Annotated in this window: 19 protein-coding genes; 11 read left to right on the forward strand and 8 right to left on the reverse strand. The window is 74.5% G+C overall.

Annotated features, from left to right (window positions below; translation table 11 throughout):
- Positions 1–7: 7 nt before the first annotated feature.
- From BXY45_RS10690 to BXY45_RS10725, 8 genes are all read left to right on the forward strand, one after another.
- Positions 8–1,117, forward strand: coding sequence for an MSMEG_0568 family radical SAM protein (locus BXY45_RS10690; protein ID WP_109774477.1), 1,110 nt, complete (start codon positions 8–10; stop codon positions 1,115–1,117).
- Positions 1,114–2,676 carry an MSMEG_0567/sll0787 family protein gene (locus BXY45_RS10695; protein ID WP_211319454.1) on the forward strand — a complete coding sequence of 521 codons (1,563 nt, stop codon included), beginning with the start codon at positions 1,114–1,116 and terminating at the stop codon, positions 2,674–2,676. The genes BXY45_RS10690 and BXY45_RS10695 overlap by 4 nt, the downstream gene beginning before the upstream one ends.
- A 7-nt stretch (positions 2,677–2,683) precedes the next feature.
- Positions 2,684–3,640: a carbon-nitrogen hydrolase family protein gene (locus BXY45_RS10700; protein ID WP_109774479.1), complete on the forward strand. Its 957-nt coding sequence runs from the start codon at positions 2,684–2,686 to the stop codon at positions 3,638–3,640.
- On the forward strand, positions 3,633–3,920 hold the full coding sequence (locus tag BXY45_RS10705; RefSeq protein WP_109774481.1) for an MSMEG_0570 family nitrogen starvation response protein: 288 nt from the start codon (positions 3,633–3,635) through the stop codon (positions 3,918–3,920). Before BXY45_RS10700 ends, BXY45_RS10705 begins: the two co-directional genes overlap by 8 nt.
- A 131-nt stretch (positions 3,921–4,051) precedes the next feature.
- Positions 4,052–5,266 (forward strand): MSMEG_0569 family flavin-dependent oxidoreductase, encoded by a 1,215-nt coding sequence (locus tag BXY45_RS10710; protein WP_109774588.1) that lies wholly within the window; start codon positions 4,052–4,054, stop codon positions 5,264–5,266.
- Positions 5,267–5,296: 30 nt separating this feature from the next.
- Positions 5,297–6,286 carry a carbon-nitrogen hydrolase family protein gene (locus BXY45_RS10715; RefSeq protein ID WP_211319455.1) on the forward strand — a complete coding sequence of 330 codons (990 nt, stop codon included), beginning with the start codon at positions 5,297–5,299 and terminating at the stop codon, positions 6,284–6,286.
- Complete coding sequence (locus BXY45_RS10720) at positions 6,283–7,482, forward strand: MSMEG_0565 family glycosyltransferase (protein ID WP_109774485.1); 1,200 nt, start codon at positions 6,283–6,285, stop codon at positions 7,480–7,482. Before BXY45_RS10715 ends, BXY45_RS10720 begins: the two co-directional genes overlap by 4 nt.
- Positions 7,483–7,686: 204 nt before the next feature.
- Positions 7,687–8,097 carry a TIGR03618 family F420-dependent PPOX class oxidoreductase gene (locus tag BXY45_RS10725; protein WP_109774589.1) on the forward strand — a complete coding sequence of 137 codons (411 nt, stop codon included), beginning with the start codon at positions 7,687–7,689 and terminating at the stop codon, positions 8,095–8,097.
- A 184-nt stretch (positions 8,098–8,281) separates the two neighbouring features.
- Here the strand turns inward: BXY45_RS10725 and BXY45_RS10730 are convergent, their stop codons facing one another.
- Both BXY45_RS10730 and BXY45_RS10735 read right to left on the reverse strand, forming a co-directional pair.
- Positions 8,282–9,010: a response regulator gene (locus tag BXY45_RS10730; protein WP_245961749.1), complete on the reverse strand. Its 729-nt coding sequence runs from the start codon at positions 9,008–9,010 to the stop codon at positions 8,282–8,284.
- Positions 9,003–10,301: a sensor histidine kinase gene (locus BXY45_RS10735; RefSeq protein WP_109774486.1), complete on the reverse strand. Its 1,299-nt coding sequence runs from the start codon at positions 10,299–10,301 to the stop codon at positions 9,003–9,005. Before BXY45_RS10735 ends, BXY45_RS10730 begins: the two co-directional genes overlap by 8 nt.
- Before the next feature lie 154 nt (positions 10,302–10,455).
- Here BXY45_RS10735 and BXY45_RS10740 point away from each other — a divergent pair, with 154 nt between their 5' ends.
- On the forward strand, positions 10,456–11,334 hold the full coding sequence (locus tag BXY45_RS10740) for an alpha/beta hydrolase (protein ID WP_170131451.1): 879 nt from the start codon (positions 10,456–10,458) through the stop codon (positions 11,332–11,334).
- 156 nt (positions 11,335–11,490) lie between these two features.
- Here the strand turns inward: BXY45_RS10740 and efeB are convergent, their stop codons facing one another.
- From efeB to efeU, 3 genes are all read right to left on the reverse strand, one after another.
- Positions 11,491–12,828, reverse strand: coding sequence for an iron uptake transporter deferrochelatase/peroxidase subunit (efeB, locus tag BXY45_RS10745; RefSeq protein WP_109774490.1), 1,338 nt, complete (start codon positions 12,826–12,828; stop codon positions 11,491–11,493).
- 5 nt (positions 12,829–12,833) lie between these two features.
- Positions 12,834–13,985, reverse strand: a complete 1,152-nt coding sequence (efeO, locus tag BXY45_RS10750; RefSeq protein ID WP_425468321.1) for an iron uptake system protein EfeO — start codon at positions 13,983–13,985, stop codon at positions 12,834–12,836.
- Positions 13,986–14,079: 94 nt separating this feature from the next.
- Complete coding sequence (gene efeU, locus BXY45_RS10755) at positions 14,080–14,928, reverse strand: iron uptake transporter permease EfeU (RefSeq protein ID WP_109774494.1); 849 nt, start codon at positions 14,926–14,928, stop codon at positions 14,080–14,082.
- Positions 14,929–15,171: 243 nt separating this feature from the next.
- Between efeU and BXY45_RS10760 the strand changes: the two genes are divergently transcribed.
- Complete coding sequence (locus tag BXY45_RS10760; RefSeq protein WP_109774496.1) at positions 15,172–16,758, forward strand: methyl-accepting chemotaxis protein; 1,587 nt, start codon at positions 15,172–15,174, stop codon at positions 16,756–16,758.
- Positions 16,759–16,851: 93 nt separating this feature from the next.
- Here the strand turns inward: BXY45_RS10760 and BXY45_RS10765 are convergent, their stop codons facing one another.
- From BXY45_RS10765 to BXY45_RS10775, 3 genes are all read right to left on the reverse strand, one after another.
- Positions 16,852–18,213, reverse strand: coding sequence for an HRDC domain-containing protein (locus BXY45_RS10765; RefSeq protein WP_109774498.1), 1,362 nt, complete (start codon positions 18,211–18,213; stop codon positions 16,852–16,854).
- Positions 18,214–18,267: 54 nt separating this feature from the next.
- Positions 18,268–18,885, reverse strand: coding sequence for a response regulator transcription factor (locus tag BXY45_RS24540; protein ID WP_170131452.1), 618 nt, complete (start codon positions 18,883–18,885; stop codon positions 18,268–18,270).
- Between the two features lie 190 nt (positions 18,886–19,075).
- Positions 19,076–19,678 (reverse strand): DUF3000 domain-containing protein, encoded by a 603-nt coding sequence (locus tag BXY45_RS10775; protein WP_109774502.1) that lies wholly within the window; start codon positions 19,676–19,678, stop codon positions 19,076–19,078.
- Between the two features lie 81 nt (positions 19,679–19,759).
- Here BXY45_RS10775 and hemE point away from each other — a divergent pair, with 81 nt between their 5' ends.
- Complete coding sequence (gene hemE / locus BXY45_RS10780) at positions 19,760–20,836, forward strand: uroporphyrinogen decarboxylase (protein WP_109774591.1); 1,077 nt, start codon at positions 19,760–19,762, stop codon at positions 20,834–20,836.
- Positions 20,837–20,842 lie beyond the last annotated feature (6 nt).

Here is a 20,842-nt window from a genome sequence, read left to right on the forward strand (position 1 = left end):
TGGACTCGTGAGCCTGGACACCCGCGTCGCCGTTGCCATCCGCGGCGTGCGCGCGGCCACCGAGGTGCCGGTGAGCCGCCGCGGCGGCGCCGGACCCAGCGACGACGGCCACCTCCGCCTCGGCGGCCGGGGCGCAGCCCTGCCGATCGACCCGACCAGTCCCTACCTCGTGCGCGACGGCCGGCTGCTGCGCTCGGCCGGCTGTGGGGACGGCGCAGGCAGCGCAGGGGCCACCGAGGAGCTCTGGGTCGACACCGGCCTGACGGCCGAGGCCGTGTCACGGCCCCGCTTCTACGACCTGACGACGGCGGACGGCGTCCGCTACGACCAGCTGGCTCGCCTCCACGGCACCGACGTCCTGGCCACCACGGTGGTGCAGACGTGCATCCGGTACGCGGAAGACCAGCGCTGCCGGTTCTGCTCCATCGAGGAGTCGCTGCGCGCCGGGGCCACCACCGCCGTGAAGCGGCCCGAGCAGCTTGCGGAGGTGGCCGAGGCCGCCGTCCGGCTCGACGGGGTGCGCCAGGTGGTCATGACCACGGGCACCTCCAACGGGCGTGACCGCGGCGCCCGCCACGTGGCTCGCTGCGTGCGCGCGGTCAAGGAGGCCGTGCCCGGCCTGCCCGTCCAGGTGCAGGTCGAACCGCCGGAAGACCTGGGCGCGCTCGCCGAGCTGCGCGACGCCGGAGCCGACTCCCTCGGCATCCACGTCGAGTCCCTCGACGACGACGTCCGCCGCCGCTGGATGCCCGGCAAGGCCACCGTCTCCCTGGACCGCTACCGCGAGGCGTGGGCCGAGGGGGTCCGCCTGTTCGGCCGCAACCAGGTCTCCACCTACCTCATCCTCGGCCTCGGGGAGGACCCTGACGAGCTCGTCGCGGGTGCCGCTGAGCTGGCGGCGATGGGCGTCTACCCGTTCGTGGTGCCGTTCCGGCCGATCTCCGGGACGCTCGCCGAGGACGTCGACGGCGCCCGCCCTCCCGCCCCGGAGGTGCTCGCCGACGTCACGGCTCGCGTGGCTGCCGACCTGCGCGCCCGCGGCATGCTCAGCACCGACCAGAAGGCCGGTTGCGCGGCGTGCGGGGCGTGCAGCGCGCTGCAGGCGGCGGGCGCGTGAGCGGCCACGACCTCGGCAGCGTGCTGCTCGGCGCTCTGCCTTCACCGGCGCGCCCTGCCGCGACGTGGCGCATCGAGGTGGCCGACGCCGCCGGTGTCGCGGTGCACCGCCGGTTGCGGCGGGAGGTGTTCGTCGCCGAGCAGGGCCTCTTCGGCGGCGGCACTGCCGAGGACGACGACGTCGACGACGACCCGCGCACCGTCGTCCTCGTCGCCCGCGAGGAGACCTCGGGCGGCTGGCCGGGGCGCGTGCTCGGCGGCGTGCGGCTGGCGCCCGCGGGCCAGCACCTCACGGGCGGGGTCGACGTCGGCTGGTGGGCCGGGTCCCGGCTCGCCGTCGACCGTGGCGCTCGCGCCTCGCGCATCGGACCGGCCCTCGTGCGCGCTGCGTGTGCGCATGCCGAGGCGGCGGGGGCGCTGCGGTTCGACGCCACCGTGCAGGCAGCGGGCGAGGCGATGTTCGCGCGTCTGGGCTGGCTGCGTGTGCGCGACGTCGTCGTCCCCGGGGCTGAGGGGGTGCCGCACGTGCTCATGCGGTGGCCCATCGGGCGGACGGCCGCTCTGCTGGAGGCGACCAAGGCGCCGCTCGGCGGGCTCCTGGCCGGTCTGCTGCCCGCTGACGCTCACCTCGGTGACGACGCCGCGCCCGTGCCCGGCGGCGACCTCGTGGCGGCGTGCGACGCCGTCGTCCCGTCCATGGTCGAGCGAGACCCGGAGTGGGCCGGCTGGTGCGCGGCGCTCGTCAACGTCAACGACGTCGCCGCGATGGGCGCGACGCCCGTGGGGCTGCTCGACGCCGTCGGCGCCCGCGACGCCTCCTTTGCCGCGCGGGTGCTCTCGGGCCTGCGCGCCGCGTGCGAGGCGTACGGGGTGCCGCTGCTCGGCGGTCACACCCAGCTCGGCGTCCCCGCGGCGCTGTCCGCGACGGCGCTCGGACGGGTGCCTGCCGGCCTCGCGCCCGTGCCGGGCGGCGGTGGGCGGCCCGGTCACGCCGTGTGGCTGGCCGTGGACACCGCGGGCGGCTGGCGGCGCGGCTACTCCGGGCGCCAGTGGGACTCGACGACGTCGCGCACCCCGGCCGAGCTGCGCGCCCTCACCGGAGTGGTGGCGCGTACGAGACCGGCCGCGGCCAAGGACGTCTCGATGGCCGGCGTGGTCGGCACGCTGGCGATGCTCGCAGAGGCCAGCGGCACCGGAGCGGTGCTCGACGTGGCCGAGGTGCCCCGGCCCCCGGGCGCGACAGCGGGGGACTGGCTGACGTGCTTCCCCGGCACCGGCTTCCTGCTCACCGACGACCCCTCCCGCGATCTCACCGCCGCTGCCCCCGAGCTGCTGGACGTCGACGGCTTCCGCCTCGAGCGGTGCGGCGAGCTCACCGACGGGGCCTCGGGCGTGCTGCTGCGCTGGCCCGACGGCGAGACCACCCCGGGTACCGCCCCTGACGGCCGCGCCACCGGTCTCGGCCCCGCCCACCCTGTTCCGGAAGCCCATGATCACGGAAACACCCCAGCCGTGATCATGGACACCCGGCCACCTCGGACTCTCCCCACCTGGAGGTGAACCCCTGATGCTCACCGTCGCGGCGGTCTCCGCCGGCTTCACCCGAGACCTCGACGCCTGCTTCGCGCAGGTCGAGGGCCTGGCCAGCGAGGCGCGCGAACGCGGCGTCGGCCTGCTCGCGCTGCCCGAGGCGGCGATCGGCGGGTACCTGTCGACGCTCGGCTCCCACGGCGACGTCGCCGACCCCACCCGTCCGTCGCGTTCCCAGCCGCCGGCGCTGCGCCTGGACGGTCCGGAGGTCGCGCGGCTGCGCGCCCTCGCAGGTGACCTCGTGCTGTGCGTGGGCTTGTGCGAGCTCTCCGACGACGGCGACGCTGCGGACGGCGGCGCGACCCGCTACAACACCGCCGTTTGCCTCACCGGAGACGCCGTACTCGGCGTCTACCGCAAGGTGCACCAGCCTCTCGGCGAGCACCTGTCGTACGCGGCGGGCAGCACCTTCGGGGCCTTCGAGACGCCGGTCGGGCGGATCGCGATGCAGATCTGCTACGACAAGGCCTTCCCCGAGGCCGCCCGCGCGCAGGCCCTCGACGGCGCCCAGCTCGTGGTGAGCCTCTCGGCGTGGCCGGCCTCGCGCACCGGCGCCGCCCCCGTGATCGCCGACGACCGCTGGACCCACCGCTTCGACCTGCTCGACAGGGCCCGCGCCTTGGACAACCAGCTGTTCTGGGTGGCGTCCAACCAGGCCGGCACCTTCGGGTCGCTGCGCTACGTCGGGTCCGCGAAGGTCGTCGACCCCGGCGGCGCTGTGCTCGCCCACACGGGCACCGGCCCCGGCACGGCCGTGGCCACCATCGACCTCGACGGCGGGCTGGCTGCTGCGCGCGGTGGCATGTACCACCTGCGTGACCGGCGCCCCGACGCCTACGGCCCTGCGGTCTCGGCTGATCCGGCGCCGCTGCCCGACCCCGTCTGGGAACGCACTGCTCTCAGCGACCCGCGTCCGGAGGTGGCCCGTGCCTGAGGCGACCTTCCGCGTCCGCTGGCCCGACGGCAGCACCGACGCGTGCTACTCGCCGAGCCTCGTCGTGCACGACCACCTGGCCCCCGGCGCGGAGTACCCCGTCGCCGACTTCACCGCCAGGGTCACCGCGGCCATGGCGGAGGCCTCCGAGCGAGTCCGTGCCCGCTACGGGATGGCGTGCACGAGCGCCGCAGCCACCGCCGAGGGCGTGCGCTCCCGCGCCGCCGCCTTTCCTACCGGTGGCACGGTGCGGGTCCTCTCGATCGAGCCCCCACTGTGAACGCCGCTGCGAACCCCACTGTGAGCACCGCAGCGACCCCCACCGCCAGCGCGGCCCCTGCGGCCGAGCACGGGCTCGACGGGCGCCACCTGCCCGTCGTCGTCGTCGGAGGAGGCCAGGCGGGCCTGTCGATGAGCTGGCACCTGGTGCGCGCGGGCGTCGAGCACGTCGTCCTGGAGCGCGCCGCCGCCTGCCACGACTGGGCCGACCGCCGCTGGGACGCGTTCACGCTGGTCACGCCCAACTGGCAGTGCCAGCTGCCGGGGTACGCCTACGACGGCGACGACCCCGACGGCTTCATGACGCGCGACGAGGTGCACGCGTGGCTGCGTCGTTACCCCGCGACGTTCGGCGCGCCCCTGCACGAGGGAGTGGCGGTGACGTCGTTGCGCGAGCGCCCCAGCGGGGGGTTCGCGCTCGTGACCACCGCCGGCCAGCTCACGGCCGACCAGGTGGTCGTCGCCACCGGCGGCTACCACCGGCCGGTGCTGCCTGCGGTGTCGTACCGCCTCCCCGACGACGTCGTCCAGCTCCACTCGGCCGACTACCGCTCGCCGCAGGCGCTACCCGACGGCGCGGTGCTCGTCATCGGGTCGGGTCAGTCGGGCGCGCAGATCGCCGAGGACCTGCACCTGGCCGGGCGCGAGGTGCACCTGGCCCTGGGCAGCGCGCCGCGTGTCGCCCGGCGCTACCGCGGGCGTGACTGCGTGGCGTGGCTCCACGACATGGGCGTCTACGACGTCGGCATCGAGGCGCACGCCGGTGGTCTGTCCAAGCGCGAGTCGACCAACCACTACGTCACGGGCCGTGACGGCGGGCGCGACATCGACCTGCGGGCCTTCGCCCGTGACGGCATGCACCTGCATGGGCGTCTGGAGTCGGTGACCCCGGCACCGGGCGGGGGCGCGCACTTGCGCTTCGCCCGGACCACCGCGGCGTCGCTGGACGCCGCAGACGCCGTCGCCGAGTCCATCAAGGACGACATCGACCGGTGGATCGCCCGGCAGGGCATCGACGCGCCGCTCGAGGCGCGTTATGTGCCGGTGTGGCAGCCGCCGGCGCCGCAGGACGAGGACGTCGACCTCGACCTGCGCGCCGCGGGCGTCTCCGCCGTCGTGTGGGCCGTGGGGTTCCGCGCGGACTTCCGGTGGGTGCAGGTCGGCGTCTTCGACGGCACCGGTGCGCCCACCCACCGCCGCGGCGTCACCGCGGTGCCGGGGCTGCACTTCCTCGGGCTGCCGTGGCTGCACACGTGGGGGTCCGGGCGATTCGCGGGGGTGGCGCGCGACGCGGCGCACCTCGCCGACGTCGTCGTGCAGCGGGCCGTGCGCAGCCGCGCCGCCTGAGGCCCGTTCGAGGGCTGAGGGTGGCTCAGGGTGGCTGACGAGGTGGTGCTCGCCGCGGTCGCGGGGCACTTCGGGCGCGACGTCGCACGCACGCTCGTGAAGCTCGAGGGCGTGATCGGGGCGGCCCGCGCCGCTGGCGCGCACCTGCTCGTGCTGCCCGACGCGACCATCGGCGGCTACGTCGACGACCTCGTCGACCCCGCCCCCGGCGGCGAGGCGGCGCTGCCGCCGGCCGTCGCGCTCGACGGGCCGGAGGTGGCGCGGGTGGCGGAGCTCGCGGGAGACGTCGTCGTCTGTTTCGGCATCAGTGAGCTCGACGACGACGACGCCAGCGGCCGCCCCGCGCGCTACAACACCGCCGTCTGCGTGCACCGCGGCGCCGTCCTGGGAGTGCACCGCAAGGTGCACCTGCCGCTGGGGGAGTCGCGCGCCTACCGGGCGGGCAACGGCTTCGCGGCCTTCGACACCCCCATCGGGCGGATGGGCATGCTCGTGGACTTCGACAAGACCTTTCCCGAGAGTGCGCGCACGCTCGCGCTCGACGGTGCGGAGGTGCTGGCGTGCCTGTCGGCGTGGCCCGCGAGCGCCACCGAGCGCGCCGACAGGATCCGGCTGGACCGCCAGGCGCGGCTCTTCGACCTCTATGACGCGGCGCGCGCCGCGGAGAACCAGGTCTGGCTGGTGTCGTCCAACCAGACCGGCGTGCAGGGCGGGCTGCGCTTCCTGGGGCAGGCGAAGGTGGTCGACCCGGCGGGGGAGGTGGTGGCGCGCACGTGGACTCAGGGAGGCATGGCCGTGGCGCCGGCGCGCGTGGCCGAGGGCGTCGCGCGGGCCCGCCGGAAGGTGCACCACCTGCGCGACAGGGTGCTGTCGGCGTACGCCGTGGATCGGCCCTTCACCCCCCACAAAGCGCGATCAAGCGCTTACCCTGAGCACGCAGTGCCTGGTCAAGGCCCTGATGACGACTCTGGCGACGACCGCGGTGATGAGCACCGCGGTGACGACGGGAGGGGCGCGTGAGGATCGCGCTGGCCACCTACTCCACCAAGCCGCGTGGCGGCGTGGTGCACACCCTCGCACTGGCCGAGTCGCTGGCCAGACGCGGCCACGACGTCACCGTGTGGACGCTCGGTCGCGGAGGCGACACCACCTTCTTCCGCCCGGTCGACAAGGCGGTGCGCATCGAGGCCGTGCCGTTCCCGCCTGTGGACGGCGAGGACGTCGGGCAGCGCATCGCCCGCTCGATCGACGTGCTCGGGTCCGCGCTGGCCTGGCACCTGGCCACGGCGCCGGAGCTGCCCGACGTCGTCCACGCGCAAGACTGCATCTCCGCCAACGCCGCGCTCGGCGCTGCCCGCGGCGCCGGGGTGCCGCTGGTGCGCACCGTGCACCACCTCGACGCTTTCACCACGCCGCAGCTCGTGGCCTGCCACGACGCCGCCGTGCGCCATCCCGACGCGCTGTTGTGCGTGTCCGAGGCAGTGGCGTCCGAGGTGGAGACGGCGTATGGCCTGACGCCGACGGTCATCTCCGGCGCCATCGACGCCGCACGGTTCGCCGCTGCGTCGCGCAGCGACCCCGCTGCGCGGGCCGCCCGCCGGGCGTGGCGTGCGGACCTGGGCCGGTTCATCCTCGCCGTCGGCGGGGTGGAGCCGCGCAAGGGCAGCCTCGACCTGCTGGAGGCGTGGGCGGTGCTGCGCCGGCACCGGCTCGACCTGCGCGACGTCTCCCTCGTGCTGGCCGGGGGAGAGACCCTGTTCGACCACCGCGCCTACCGCGCAGCCTTCGACGCCCGCGCTGCCGAGCTGTCGGCGGAGCTGGGGGCCGCCCCGGTGGTGCTCGGTTCCGTCGACGACGGCGTGCTGCCCTCGCTGGTCGCTGCCGCGGACGTGGTGGCCTTCCCCTCCACCAAGGAGGGCTTCGGCATGGCACCGCTGGAGGCCCTCGCCGCGGGCGTGCCGGTGGTGGCCCGCGACCTGCCCGTGCTGCGCGAGGTGCTCGGCGAGGCGGCGCTGTACGGCCGTAGCGTGCTCGAGCTCGCCGAGGCGCTGGGCGTGGCGCTCGGAGGCGGCGCTCCGAGCCCGTCGCTGGGGCGGGCGGTCGCGGCCGGGTTCGCGTGGCCGCGGGCGGCGGCCCAGCACGAGGAGTTCTACACGCGCGTGGCGCGACCCCGCACGATCACGCTCCCCACGCCGGACGCGGCCCTGATCGCCTGACCTACCCCACCCCTCCGCGACGATCAAGGACGTGCGCGCCACCTTCTGTGGTCGCCGTCACCGACCGGGGACACGCAGCCTTGCTGGGAGGCTCCGCCAGCCCGCTTCCGAGTCCCAGTTGCCGCTGCGCCGCGTCCTGATGCCGTGCGCGGATCCGACGCTGCGGACCCGCCCGCGACGCGGCAGGCTGGGGACGTGCCGAAGATCTCCGAGAAGCCCATCCCTGCCGACGTCCTCGAGCTGCTCCGCAAGCCCAACCCCGCGGTCATGGCGACCGTTGCGAAGGACGGGCGCCCCGTCACCGTCGCCACCTGGTACCTCATCGAGGACGACGGCAGGATGCTCCTCGGCCTGGACTCCAGCCGCGCGCGCATCAAGCACCTGGCCGAGGACGGGCGCGTCTCGCTCACCGCTCTTGCCGAGGGCGACTGGTACACGCACGTCAGCGTGCAGGGCCGCGTGGTGGAGATCGCCGACGACGAGGGGCTCGCCGGCATCGACAGGCTCAGCCGCCACTACACCGGGAGCGACTATCCGAACCGCACGAGCCCCCGCGTGCTCGTCTGGGTGGAGCTGGACCGCTGGCACGGCTGGGGCGGCGCCTCGCAGGACTGACCGCCGGTCTGCGCGCCCTCGTCAGGCTCGCCGGTCCTCAGGGGGCCGGCGGGCGTCGCGGTGCCTGCGAAGCCGAGTGCGGACGGCAGCGACGTCCACGCCCCGATGGGTTCCACCGCCTCCGCTGCCCGGACCAGCAGCGCCTCGACCCACACGGCCCACGCTTCCCACACAGCGAGCATGGTCACGACCCCGCCGGGCGCACGAGCCCGCACTCGTACGCGAACACCACGGCCTGAGCCCGGTCGCGCAGGTCGAGCTTGGTGAAGATCCGGCTGACGTGGCTCTTCACCGTCTGCTCGGTGACGTACACCTGCTCGGCCACCTCCCGGTTGGACAGCCCGCGCGCCACCAGCGAGAGCACCTCGACCTCCTTGGGGGTCAGCTGCGCCAGCCGCGCGGGCAGCTCGCGGGCGTCGGCGGCCTCGCGGTGCGTGGCCACGTAGTGCGAGATGAGCCGCCGCGTGAGCGCCGGGTCGAGGAGCGCCTCGCCGCGGGCCACCGTCCGCACGGCGCCGACGAGGTCTGCTGCGGTGGCGTGCTTGAGCAGGAAGCCGCTGGCGCCCACGCGCAGCGCGGCGTGGACGTGCTCGTCGAGGTCGAACGTCGTCAGCACCAGCACGCGCGTGCGCGCCAGCTCGGGGCTGGCAACGATCTCGGCGGTGGCCTCGATGCCGCTGCGCACCGGCATGCGGATGTCCATGAGGACGACCTCCGGCGCCTCTCCGGCCGCCGCCAGCCGACGGCACAGCGCCACGGCCTCGGCACCGTCGGCGGCCGTGCCCACCACGCGGACGTCGTTCTGAGCGCCGAGCAGCGCCGCGAACCCCTCCCTGACCAGGGCCTGGTCGTCGACGACGACGACGCGCAGCTCCTGCGACGCCCCTCCCTCGGCTGGCGCTGACTCAGACACGGGTGGCCTCCTGTGCGGGCAGGGGCAGCGGCAGGCGCGCCCGGAGCTCCCACCCGCCGTCGTCCGTCGGACCGGCGGTGAGCACGCCGTCGAGCGCAGCCACGCGCTCGCGCAGCGAGGCCAGCCCGAGCCCCGCTCCGGGACCGTGGTCGATGCCGGCTGCGTTGAGGACGTCTACGTCGAGCGCTCCGCCGTCGGCGCTCGCGCTGGTGCTGACGTGCACCGAGACCGGCGCGAGCGCCGCGTGCTGCCGGGCGTTCGAGAGCGCCTGAGCCACCACCCGGTAGACGGTCAGTCCGATGACGTCGGGTACCGGCGCCTCCGCCTCGAGCTCCCAGGTGACGTCCGTGCCTGCGGCGCGGGCGCGCTGCAGCAGGTCCTCCAGGTCGGCCAGGCCCGGCTGCGGCACCTCGTCGATCGCCTCGTGAGGACTGCCGAGCACCCCGAGCAGCCGGCGCAGGTCGCCCATGGCCTCGCGGGCGCTGGCGGCCACCGCCCGCAGCTCGGCGACCGCGGCCTCGGGCAGGTCCGGCAGCCGGTACGGCGCGGTCTCGCCGCGCACCGCCACCTCGGAGAAGTGGTGCGCGACGACGTCGTGCATCTCCTGCGCGATGCGGGTGCGCTCCGCGAGGGCCGCCCGCGCCTCCCGCTCCTCGCGAGTCCGCTGCTCTGCGGCGTCCGCGCGGTCACGGGAACGGGCAAACCCGCGGACGACGAGGGCTAACGCCAGGGGGGCCGCTCCCATCAGCGAGAAGGCGACGATGTCCTGCAGGTAGAAGCGGGCACCGCCGGGCCCAAGAGCAGTGACGATGGTCAGCAGCGCGACGAGGCAGGTCGCCGACAGCGCCGCGGTCAGGACCCGCCCTCGCGTCGTCCACGCGATCAGCGCCGGGAGCGGTAGCCACACGACCATGACGTAGAACCAGGCGATGCCCACGTTGGGCACCCGTGAGAGCCCGTGCACCAGGAGCAAGACGTCCAGCCCGACGACGACTCCGACCACCAGCTGCCACCCGAGCAGCGGCCACCGCGTGCTGCCCACGGCCAGCGCGACCGACACCGCGGCGACGACGGGCAGCCCCTCTGGACTGAGGACCGTGTCACCGGTGCGCTCGAGGAGCGACGGCACGAGCCACACACTCATCGCCAGCAGCAGAGCCGGAAGCGCGACCCGCAGCACCGGGTGGCCCGGTCCCACCACCGGTCCGGGGCCCCGCTGGAACGGGTTCACCACCGTCCACAGTGCCGCGCCCCAGCTCGGCTGGGCGGCTCCTGCTCGTCCGTCGACCACACCTCCACGCTAGAGATCGCGAGCGCCGCACGGATGCCGCTGACGGGGGAGACCCGACCCCCTACCCCGGTACGGGGTCGGCCTCAGACCCCCACCGCCGTACCCAGACACCTGGGCGATGTGCCAGCACCCCGCCGAGCCCGACCGTTCCAGGGTGCTGACACGCCCGTCCTGCCTGCTTGCAGTCCTCGTGGTTCTAGCCGCGCTGCTCGTGCCCGGTACGGGCGCAGCCGCGAGGACCCAGCGCCCCGAGACGCCGGTCGCCCTCGACGCTTCCTGCGCAGCCAGCCTCCCGCACCGTCTCGGGGCGGATGATGCTCGCGGGCTCGACGTCCTCGGTTGCGGCGACGGCGGCGGCGCCGACCCCCGCGGCCGAGTGGTCGTCGCCGTCGGCGACCTCGCGAGCGCGGCGCACGTCGTCGTCCTCGTCCCCGGCTGCGACAGCGACCTCGCGTCGCTCACGCCGTCACCCCGCGAGCGCCGCCCCGGCGGCACGCCGCTGGACTGGGCTCAAGCCCTGGCGGCCGCGTCCGGACCGGACACCGCCGTGGTGCTGTGGATCGGCTACGACACGCCCGTCGGCCCCGGGCTGGCCGCTGCGACGAGCGGTCGTGCCCGCGCCGCCGTCCCCGCGCTGCTTGCCGAGGTGCGCACGCTGCGCGCCAGCGCACCCCGTGCGCGCAGCACCACCGTGGTCGGGCACAGCTACGGCGCTGTGGTCGTGGCGCTCGCGGCGGCGGACCTCGACGTCGACGACGTCGTCCTGCTCGGCAGTCCCGGCGCGCACGCCACCTCGGCCAGCGATCTCGGCACGACCGCCCGCGTCTGGGCGGCTACCGCCCCTACCGACTGGGTGGGTCACCTCCCGCACGTGCAGCTCGGGGACCTCGGCCACGGCACCGACCCGGCGTCCTCAGCCTTCGGCGCGCGCCCTCTGCCGACCACGGGGGTGCGCGCCCACGACGACTACTTCCGGCCCGGCAGCGCGTCGCTGGCGGCGCTCGCCGTCGTCGTCACCGGCACCGCCGGATGATCGGAGCGGGACCCCCGGGGACCGGGGACCTGGAAGCAGGGGAAAAGGCGTCTGGAGCAGGCCTGCAGGTCCCCGGAAGGGTGTCCGGCCTGGCGCAGAGGGGGCGTCGACCAGCCGACGTGACGCTCAGGCGCATGATCGTCGAGGAGGCGGGGGTCAGGTGCTGAGGAGCTGCTGACCGAGGTAGCCGCCCTCGGGCACCCCGGGGAAGACGGCCCACACGCCCGACGCGGTGTGCTCCAGGTACTCCGACAGCGCGTCCTGGCGGGCCAACGCCGTCTGGATGGGGATGAAGGCCTTGCGCACGTCGCGCTGGTAGGCGAGGAAGAACAGGCCCGCGTCGAGGTGCCCGAGCCCGTCGGTGCCGTCGGTGAAGTTGTACCCGCGGCGCAGCATCTGCGCGCCGCCGTTCAGCGTCGGGTGCGCGAGCCGCACGTGGGAGGAGGCCGGCAGCGTCTTGGGGTCGAAGGAGTCGTGCTCGCCGGCGTGCCCGAGCGGTGCCCCGGCGCCCTTGGTGCGCCCGATCACCTGCTCCTGCTCCTGCAGGGACGTGCGGTCCCACGTCTCGATGTGCATGCGGATCCGCCGCGCCACGAGGTAGGAGCCGCCCACCACCCAGGCGGCGGCACCACTCTCGTCGCCCCGCTGCACCCACACCTGGTCGTCCAGCGTGGCCGTGTCGGAGGCCGCCGGGTTGGCCGTGCCGTCCTTGAAGCCGAAGAGGTTGCGCGGCGTCGGAGCGTTCGGGTCGACCGTGGCCGCCCGCCCGTACCCGAGCTGTGCCCAGCGCACCGCCGCCCGCCCGGCGGCGATGCGGGTCAGTGTGCGGATCGCGTGGACAGCTACTTGCGGGTCGTCGGCGCAGGCCTGCACGCACAGGTCGCCGTCGGAGCGCTCGGGCACCAGCGCGTCGGCGGGGAAGGCCGGCAGGTCCACCAGTGCCGCCGGGCGTGCCGCCGACAGCCCGAACCGGGAGTCGAACAGCGACGGCCCCGCGCCCACCGTCAGCGTCAGCCGGTTGGCGTGCAGGTCGACGGCCTCGCCGGTGTCCGACGGCGGCGCCAGCGGCTTGCCGCTGCTCGCGCCCCCCTCACCGACCTCCTTGCCGGCGGTCAACGCGACGGCTGCGGCGGTCCAGTCCTGCAGCAGCGCGACGAGGTCGTCGCGAGAGGTGGCTGTCACGTCGAACGCCGCGAAGTGCAGGTTGGCCTGCACGTCCGTGGCGATGCCGGCCTGGTGCTCGCCGTGGAACGGCACCACCGCCGACGACCCCCCGTCCGTCGACGGGTCGCCGGAGCCAGCCGAGCCGGAGGACGACGGCGAACGCCCCGACACCTCGGCCGCGAGCACGCCCGCGCCGACGAGCCCAGCACCGACGGCACCCGACCCGAGCGCCGCCAGCAGCCCGCGGCGCGAGACGCGCGTCGAGGGCGCGGCCGCGGCGCTCGTCGTCGTCGTCCCCGTTCCTGAGTCCGTCCCTGTTCCGAGAGCCATAGAGGTCAGGCCTGGCCCGCGGCCGCGGCGCCCAGCTGCGACAGCGGCTCGGACAGCGCGTCGACCACGCGGGCGAGCTCGCGGCGCTGCTCTTCGGTGACGGTGTCGTAGGAGACGTACCCGCCGGACGCTGCCGGCCCTGTGGCATCCGCGTACGGCGCCAGCGCCGCCTGCACCGCCGCGAACTGCGTGGTCAGCTCCGTGACGAGCTTCGGGTCGGCGGTCTGCACGATGGGCGTGAGCACCTCGAAGGCCTTCTGCGCGCCGTCGACGTTGCCCTTGAAGTCGACGAGGTCGGTGTGGCTGAACGCCTCCTCCTCGCCGGTGATCTTCCCGGTGGCCACCTCGTCGAGGAGCTCCTTGGCGCCGTTGCCGATGGAGTTCGGCGTGATGGCGGCGTTGGGCACGCGCTGGGCGAGCTCCTTGACGTCGAGCAGCAGCTGGTCGGCCACGGGCACCACGGCCGCCAGGTCCTCGTTCTGCCAGAGCGCCTTCTCCAGGCGGTGCCAGCCGGTGAACTGCTGCCCGGGCTCGAGGTCGGCCTCGCGGATGTCCATGCGGGGGTCCAGGTCGCCGAAGCTCTCCGCCACCGGCTCCACCGACTCCCACCCGACCCGCGAGGGCGCGTACAGCGACTGCGCCTTCGCACGGTCACCGGCGGCGATCGCATCGCGCAGCTGCTGCACGAGCGGCACGGTCGCGTCGGCCTGCTGCTGCACGTAGGCGCGGTAGGCGTCGACCGCGGTCTGCTCGGCAGCGGTCAGCTCCGTGGAACCGCCGGTCACCGCAATGGCCTGCCGGATGCCGTCACCGACCATGCCGGGCTTGCACGCCACCTCGTACTTCCCCTCCGTGAGGTCCACGGTGAGGTCGTAGCTGGTGCCCGGGCCGATGTTCTCCTTCTCGGTGACGATGCGGTCACCGTCGTAGACGTAGACCTCCGTCACCTGGCTGCCACCATTGGTGATGGAGAACGTGGTGACCCCGCCGGGCAGGTCGGTCTTGGCGACCTCGCAGGCGGTGTCGGTGGCGTTGATGGCCACCGACGCGTCGGCTCCGCCGGACGCGCCGTCCGAGGCGGCCACTGAGGACGACGACGAGGGCGCGTCCACCAGCGCCCCGCACGAGCTCAGCGCGAGGGCGGCCAGGGAGGCCAGGGGCAGGACGACGAGGGCGCGGGCGCGCGAAGGCACAAGGTCTCCAGGAGGCGAGGTGGCGCGGCCGTGGGTGAGGACGGCCGCGAGGGGGCGGTCAGGCGCTGACGGAGCGCAGGTTCGAGGCGCTGGACGCCGGCGCCGCCGGCACGCGGCGAGGCCGAAGGTAGAGCGCCAGGACGGGCACCACGTACGCCGTCCACGCGATGGCCTGGGCCCAGGTGGTGTCGGGGGAGAAGTTGAAGACGCCCTTGAGGAGCACGCCGTACCAGCTGCTCGGAGGGATGACGGAGCTGACGTCGAAGGCCAGGCTGTGCAGGCCGGGCAGCACGCCGGCCTCCTGCAGGTCGTGCACGCCGTAGGCGAGCACCCCACCGGCGACGACGACGAGTGCCGCGCCCGTCCACGTGAAGAAGCGGCGCAGGTCGACCCTGACCGCCTGGCGGTACAGGGCCCACCCCAGGACGACGGCTGCGGCGAGCCCCAGCACGGCGCCGACCAGCGGCCGCCACGTCTGCCCGGTGGCCTGGCCAGCGGCGAAGACGATGAACACCGTCTCCAGGCCCTCACGGCCGACGGCGAGGAAGGCGGTCAGACCGACCGCGAATCCGCTGACGCCCACGGCGGCGCGCATCTTGTCGGTGAGGTCGGTGGCCAGCGTGCGCCCCGCGCGGCGCATCCAGAAGACCATCCACGTGACGAAGACCACGGCGATGATCGACAGCGTGCCGCCGAGCAGCTCCTGCGCCTCGAAGGTCAGGGCCTTGGCGGCGACGGCCAGGGCCACCGCGATGGCGACCGGGAGGGCCACGGCGACGGCGACGCCCCAGCGGACCGCCCCGAGGCGGTCACGGCGGCCGGTCTTGACCAGGAACGCCACGAGGATCGACACCATGATCGTGGCCTCGAGTCCCTCGCGGAGACCGATCAAAAAGTTGGCGATCACACCGGGTCCTTTGAGCGTGCCGGGCGCGACGCCGTGATCGGCGCCCTATGAGGCGAGCCTAACCTGACGGTGCGTTGATCCTGGTCAAGAGCGGGTAAAGGTTCTCCGGTCGCCCGCTGGGTCGCTCCACCGCCCGACAGCCGCCTGAACGCCGCATGACGTAGGTCACCTGTGATCCAGAGAGTCCGAGCTCCGACCGATGCAGAGAAGGCACCCCCTGCCCCCCGATCCTGGAGGACACCCGTGTTCCGCCGTCTCGCGAACCTGCGCATCGCCCACAAGCTCTATGCCGGGTTCGGAGTGGTCTGTCTGCTCCTTCTGGGCGTGGTAGGGATCAGCGCGCAGCGGCTGACCACCGCGCAGAGCCAGATCGACTACCTGGCAACGTCGGCCATGACCTCGCTCGACTCCGCGCAGAAGACCTCCGTGGCCCTCAACCAGCTGCGCCTGGACATTGCCAACCTGGTCAGCACCAAGGACGCGGCCGCCTTCGACAAGGCTGTCGCCACCCTTCGCTCCGACAGCGCCGCGCTGGACGAGCAGTGGCAGCAGTACCTGGCGGCCGACCCCGCGGCCTCGGCCCAGCTGCAGCAGGAGTACGCGACAGCGATCGCGAAGACCCACGAGGGTGTCGAGCAGCTCGTGCCCCTCGCCCAGCGCGGAGACCTCGCGGCGTTCATCGAGACGCGGAGCACCGCCACCCGGGAACCGGTCCAGGCCGCCGCCAAGGCGCTGTCCGGGATCGTCGACGCCGAGAAGGAGGCGGCGGTGAAGATCTCGGTCCAGGCTCGTGACTCCTACCGCGACGCCCTGGCCGTGCTGGCTGGTGCGGCGGCGCTCGCCGTTGCGCTGGCAGTCACGATCGCCGTGGTGTTGGCCCGCTCGGTGACCCGGCCCCTCAGCAGGGTGGTGGAGGTTATGTCCGGGGTGGCCAGCGGCCGTCTGGACGTGCGCGTCGGTCTGGACCGCAAGGACGAGGTCGGTCAGCTGGCCGCCTCCACCGATGCCTCCGTGGATGCACTGGCTTGCGCGATGCGCGACATCCGGGAAGAGGCCGCCGCCCTGGCTACGTCAGCGGCCTCCCTCTCCAGCGTCTCCGTCCAGCTGTCCTCCGGCGCCGAGGATGCCTCGGTGCAGACCCGGATGGTCTCGGCGGCCTCCGAGGAGGTCAGCACGTCCATCGCCACCGTCGCCGCTGCCGGCGAGGAGATGACCGCCGCGATCTCCCAGATCGCCTCGGCCACCTCCGACGCCTCGTCCATGGCCTCCTCCGCGGTGTCGGCCGCCGGTCAGGCCGGCGACGCGATCCAGCGGCTGGGCACGTCGTCCCAGGAGATCGGCGACGTCGTCAAGCTCATCACCTCCATCGCCGAGCAGACCAACCTCCTCGCCCTGAACGCCACCATCGAGGCCGCCCGGGCGGGCGAGATGGGCAAGGGCTTCGCCGTCGTCGCCGGAGAGGTCAAGGAACTGGCCCGCCAGACTGCGCAGGCCACCGACGACATCGTCGCCAAGGTGTCCGCCACCCAGGGCGACGCCTCTGCGGCTGCGGCGGCCGTCACCGACATCGCCGAGGTCATCGCCAGGATCGACGCCGTGCAGGCCACGATCGCCGCCGCCGTGGAGGAGCAGTCGGCCACCACCAACGAGATGGTCCGTAACGTCACCGAGGTCTCCACCGGTTCCGGTCAGATCTCGGCGAACATCGCCAGCATCGCCGCGGGGACCGAACAGAACCGGGGCAGCGCCGTCCACACCGCGACCATGGCCACCGACCTCACGGCCTCAGCGGCTCGTCTCCAGGAGCTCACGGGCCGCTTCACGGTCTGAGCCGGAGGTCTGAACCAGCTGACGGAGCCGGTCGAGACGGGCGCACCCCTGAGGACGGCGCACCACGGCGCCCTCCTCAGGGGTGGGCGCGCCTCAGCCGTGCAGAGCGCGCGACAGCACCCCAGCGGTCAGCTCGCGCTGCCACGGCCGGGCGCCGGTGTCAGCGAGCCAGGCGCTCACGCCGGCCTCGCTGGTGTCAGCCGGCGGCTGCCAGCACAGGCGGCGCACCGCGTCGGGGGAGAGCAGGTTCTCCAGCGGCACGCGGACCTCCTCGGACAGCTCCGTGAGCGCGGTGCGGGCCCGGGTCAGCCGCTCCGCGGCCTCGGGGTCTCGGTCCTTCCAGGCGCGTGGCGGCGGGGGGCCTTCGGTGGGCAGCGAGTGCGGGGGCAGCTGCCCCTCCGGCAGGGCACGGGCGCGGTCGAGCGCCTCCAGCCAGCGTGTGCCGAGGCGGCGGTTGGCGGGGCCGGAGAACACCGGCAGCGCGGCCAGCTCGCGCGCTGAGGTGGGCATCGCCTGCGCGGCGGCGACGACAGCGCGGTCGGGCAGGATGCGGCCGGGCGCGGTGTCGCGCTTGCGAGCGAGCTCGTCGCGCGAGAGCCACAGCTCGCGCACGGCAGCCAGCTGCCGCCGCTGGCGCACGGCGTGCAGGCCGGAGGTGCGCCGCCACGGGTCGACGCGCGCGGGCGTCGGCGGGGCGTCACGGACGGCCGCGAACTCCTGGCGGGCCCACTCGAGCTTGCCCTGGGCGGCGAGGTCGGCCGCGAGCGCGTCGCGGAGGTCGACCAGGAGCTCGACGTCGAGGGCGGCGTACAGCAGCCACGGTTCGGGCAGGGGCCGGGTGGACCAGTCGACGGCGGAGTGCTCCTTGGCCAGCCGCACACCGAGCAACCGCTCGACCACCGCGCCCAGGCCGACGCGCTCGTAGCCGGCGAGGCGGCCGCCCAGCTCGGTGTCGAACAGCTCGCCACCTGGGCGCAGGCCGACGGCGGTCAGGCAGGGCAGGTCTTGGTTGGCGGCGTGCAGCACCCACTCGGTGTCACCGAGGGCCTCGGACACCGAGGACAGGTCCGGGAGGGCCCGCGGGTCGATGAGGATGGTGCCGGCGCCCTCGCGCCGCAGCTGGACGAGCTGTGCGTCCTGCCCGTAGCGGTAGCCCGAGGCGCGCTCAGCGTCGACGGCGACCGGGCCGGTGCCGGCAGCCAGGGCCTCGACGACGGCGGCCAGCGCCTCAGGGGAGTCCGTGAGGGCCGGCAGCCCGTCCGCCGGGGCGGCCAGCAGCGGGAGCTCGGGCGCGGCAGCCTGCTCGTCCGGCGCCGCGGACCCCGGGATGGACTCCGCGGTGGACTCTGCCGCGGGCGCGCCGACGGCCCCGGGGACCTGTGAGGTCTCCGGGGCCGTGTCGCGTCCGGGGGGTGAGCCCTGTCCGGAAGGGGTGCTGCTGGGCGATCTGCTCATGTCAGCTGCCCATTCTGCACCGCGGCGCCGACAGCGCCGCGATCGTCGCCGGCGTCAGGAGATGACGCCGGCCCGCAGGGTGATGAGGACCATCTCGGCGCGGTCACCCGTGCCGAGCTTGCGGGCGATGCGCGCCAGGTGGCTCTTCACCGTCAGCGCCGACAGGCCCAGCTCCTCGCCGACCTCGCGGTTCGAGTGGCCGTCGGCCACGAGCTGCAGCACCTCGACCTCGCGCGCCGAGAGGCTGGACAGCCCGTCCGGTGAGCTCGGCACGATGGGCGCCTCGGTGCCGCGAGCGGCCGTGGACAGGAAGCAGCGGACGCCGGAGCTCAGCGCCGAGCGCACGGTCCACGGGTCCTCGGAGGTCGAGACGACGACGGCGCGGGTCCATCCGGCCGCGCGCAGGTCGCGGGCCAGCGCCACGCCGGCACCGTCCTGCAGCCCGGCCTCGATGACGCAGAGGTCGCCCTGGTGGTGCACGGCGGCGCGGCGCGCCTCCGTCACCGAGCTCGCCGCGACGACGTCGCTGGCCCCCAGCGCGCGCAGCACGCGAACGGCCACCTCACGCGCGGCGAGGTCTTGAACCGCCACGAGCGCGGTGGTGCGGCGCCCTCGCGCGACAACACCCGCCCTCGGCGCGCGAGCGAGCGCGCTCTCCGCCATGGTCGTCATCCCTGACCTCCTGCTCCTGCCGCACCCGGGCCGGATGCGTCCTGCAGGGGGTATCGGGCGGCTCAGGGGGTGCCTTGACACGTTCGGCGCACCCCGTGCACCCATCTGGAGCAAGCGGTGCGTTCCCTCGATCGGGGGACAGTCGCCGCGGCGGCTGTGCAGGACCGTCAGTCGACAGGTCAGCGACAGGTCAACGACGCGGGAGACGCACCACGCCGTGCGGCAGCGGCGGCAGGCCAGCGGCGGCCCCGAGCAGCTGGCCCCACGCCAGCAGCGCGTCACCCACACCGCCGGGCACGTCGGCGTCCCGGGGGCTGAAGGACGCCCGCACCTCCAGCTCGACGTCCACCGGCCGCGCCGAGAGCTGCCCGTAGGAGCGCGACGTCGACGTCGTCACCGTCCCGCCGAGGGAGCGCACGGGCAGGCCGTAGTCGTCCAGGGCCTCCACCAGCCAGCTCCACGCCACGTCAGCGAGCAGCGGGTCGTCGGTGTCCTCGGTGGCGGGGGAGCAGCGCGCCAGCACCACCACGCGCCACGGACCGTCCCAGCCCTCCTGGCCGGCCGGGTCGTGCAGGAGCACGAACCGCCCTTCGGCGACGTCGTCGCCGGCCTCGTCGAGCACGTCCGCGGACAGCGCCAGCGACCACGGCGCCATGGAGCGAGGTCCGGGGACCTCTTCGAGGGAGATCTCCGGTCGCAGCGAGGTCGCCCGGATCTGCTGCACCGCAGCGGCGAAGGCCTCCGGGACCGGGGCCCCGCCCTCGGTACCCGGCCCACCGCCGCGTGCGTCCATGAGGGCATCCTCCCGCACGCGCCCCCAGGCGATGATGGAGCCGTGAGCATCCCCGTCCCGCCGCTCGTCGCCGCCTGCCGGATGAACCACACGGGGGAGCCGCTGACCCACACGCCTGTGTGGTTCATGCGGCAGGCGGGGCGCTCCTTGCCGGAGTACCGCCGGGTCCGCGAGGGCATCGCCATGCTCGACGCCTGCATGACGCCCGACCTCGTCACGGAGATCACGCTGCAGCCGGTGCGCCGATACGGCGTCGACGGCGCCGTCCTCTACTCCGACATCGTGCTGCCGCTCAAGGCCGCCGGGGTCGACCTCGACATCGTCCCCGGCACCGGGCCCGTCGTCGCCAAGCCCGTCCGCACCGCCGCCGACGTCGACGCCCTGCCCGAGCTGCATCCCGACCAGCTCGAACCGATCGCCCAGGCCGTGCGCCAGCTGGTCGGCGAGCTCGACGGCCTCGGTGGGCCCGGCGGCGTGCCGCTCATCGGCTTCGCCGGGGCCCCCTTCACCCTCGCGAGCTACCTCGTCGAGGGAGGCCCCAGCAAGGACCACGCCGCCACCAAGGCCTTCATCCACACCGACCCCGGCCTGTGGCGGGCGCTCGCGGAGAAGCTGGCTCGCGTCTCCGCGACGTTCCTGCAGGTCCAGGTCGAGAACGGCGCCCGCGTAGTGCAGCTGTTCGACTCCTGGGCCGGCGCGCTGTCCCTGGCCGACTATCGCGAGCACGCGATGCCCGCCTCCGCCTCGGTGCTGGCGGCCGTGGGCGCGCTGCGCGGGCCCTCCACCGCCGATGGCCTGCCGGTGCCCCGCATCCACTTCGGGGTGGGCACGGGTGAGCTGCTGGGGGCCATGGGCGAGGCGGGCGCCGACGTCGTCGGTGTCGACTACCGCGTCAGCCTGCGCGATGCCGCCGCCCGCACCCGCGCCGACGGCACGCCCCGCGCCCTGCAGGGCAACCTCGACCCGGCCCTGCTCGGCGCCCCGCCGGCCGTGCTCGACGCCGCCGTCGACGCCGTCCTCGAGGACGCCGCGGCGGCGCTCGGCGCCCCGGCTGCGGGTGGGCACGTGTTCAACCTCGGGCACGGTGTGCCGCCCGGCACCGACCCCGACGCGCTGCTGCGCGTGGTGGAGCGCGTGCACGAGCGCACGTCCCGCTGAACTGCC

The organism is Quadrisphaera granulorum (assembly GCF_003149145.1).
In the GTDB taxonomy this organism is placed as follows: domain Bacteria; phylum Actinomycetota; class Actinomycetes; order Actinomycetales; family Quadrisphaeraceae; genus Quadrisphaera; species Quadrisphaera granulorum.

Excerpts from the sequence above, each read along its gene's own strand:
- BXY45_RS10700 (WP_109774479.1), top strand. The coding sequence starts at position 2,684 with ATGCTCACCGTCGCGGCGGTCTCCGCCGGCTTCACCCGAGACCTCGAC.
- BXY45_RS10710 (WP_109774588.1), top strand. The coding sequence starts at position 4,052 with ATGAGCTGGCACCTGGTGCGCGCGGGCGTCGAGCACGTCGTCCTGGAG.
- efeB (WP_109774490.1), bottom strand. The coding sequence starts at position 12,828 with ATGGCTCTCGGAACAGGGACGGACTCAGGAACGGGGACGACGACGACG.
- BXY45_RS10765 (WP_109774498.1), bottom strand. The coding sequence starts at position 18,213 with ATGAGCAGATCGCCCAGCAGCACCCCTTCCGGACAGGGCTCACCCCCC.
- BXY45_RS24540 (WP_170131452.1), bottom strand. The coding sequence starts at position 18,885 with ATGACGACCATGGCGGAGAGCGCGCTCGCTCGCGCGCCGAGGGCGGGT.
- BXY45_RS10775 (WP_109774502.1), bottom strand. The coding sequence starts at position 19,678 with ATGGACGCACGCGGCGGTGGGCCGGGTACCGAGGGCGGGGCCCCGGTC.
- hemE (WP_109774591.1), top strand. The coding sequence starts at position 19,760 with ATGAACCACACGGGGGAGCCGCTGACCCACACGCCTGTGTGGTTCATG.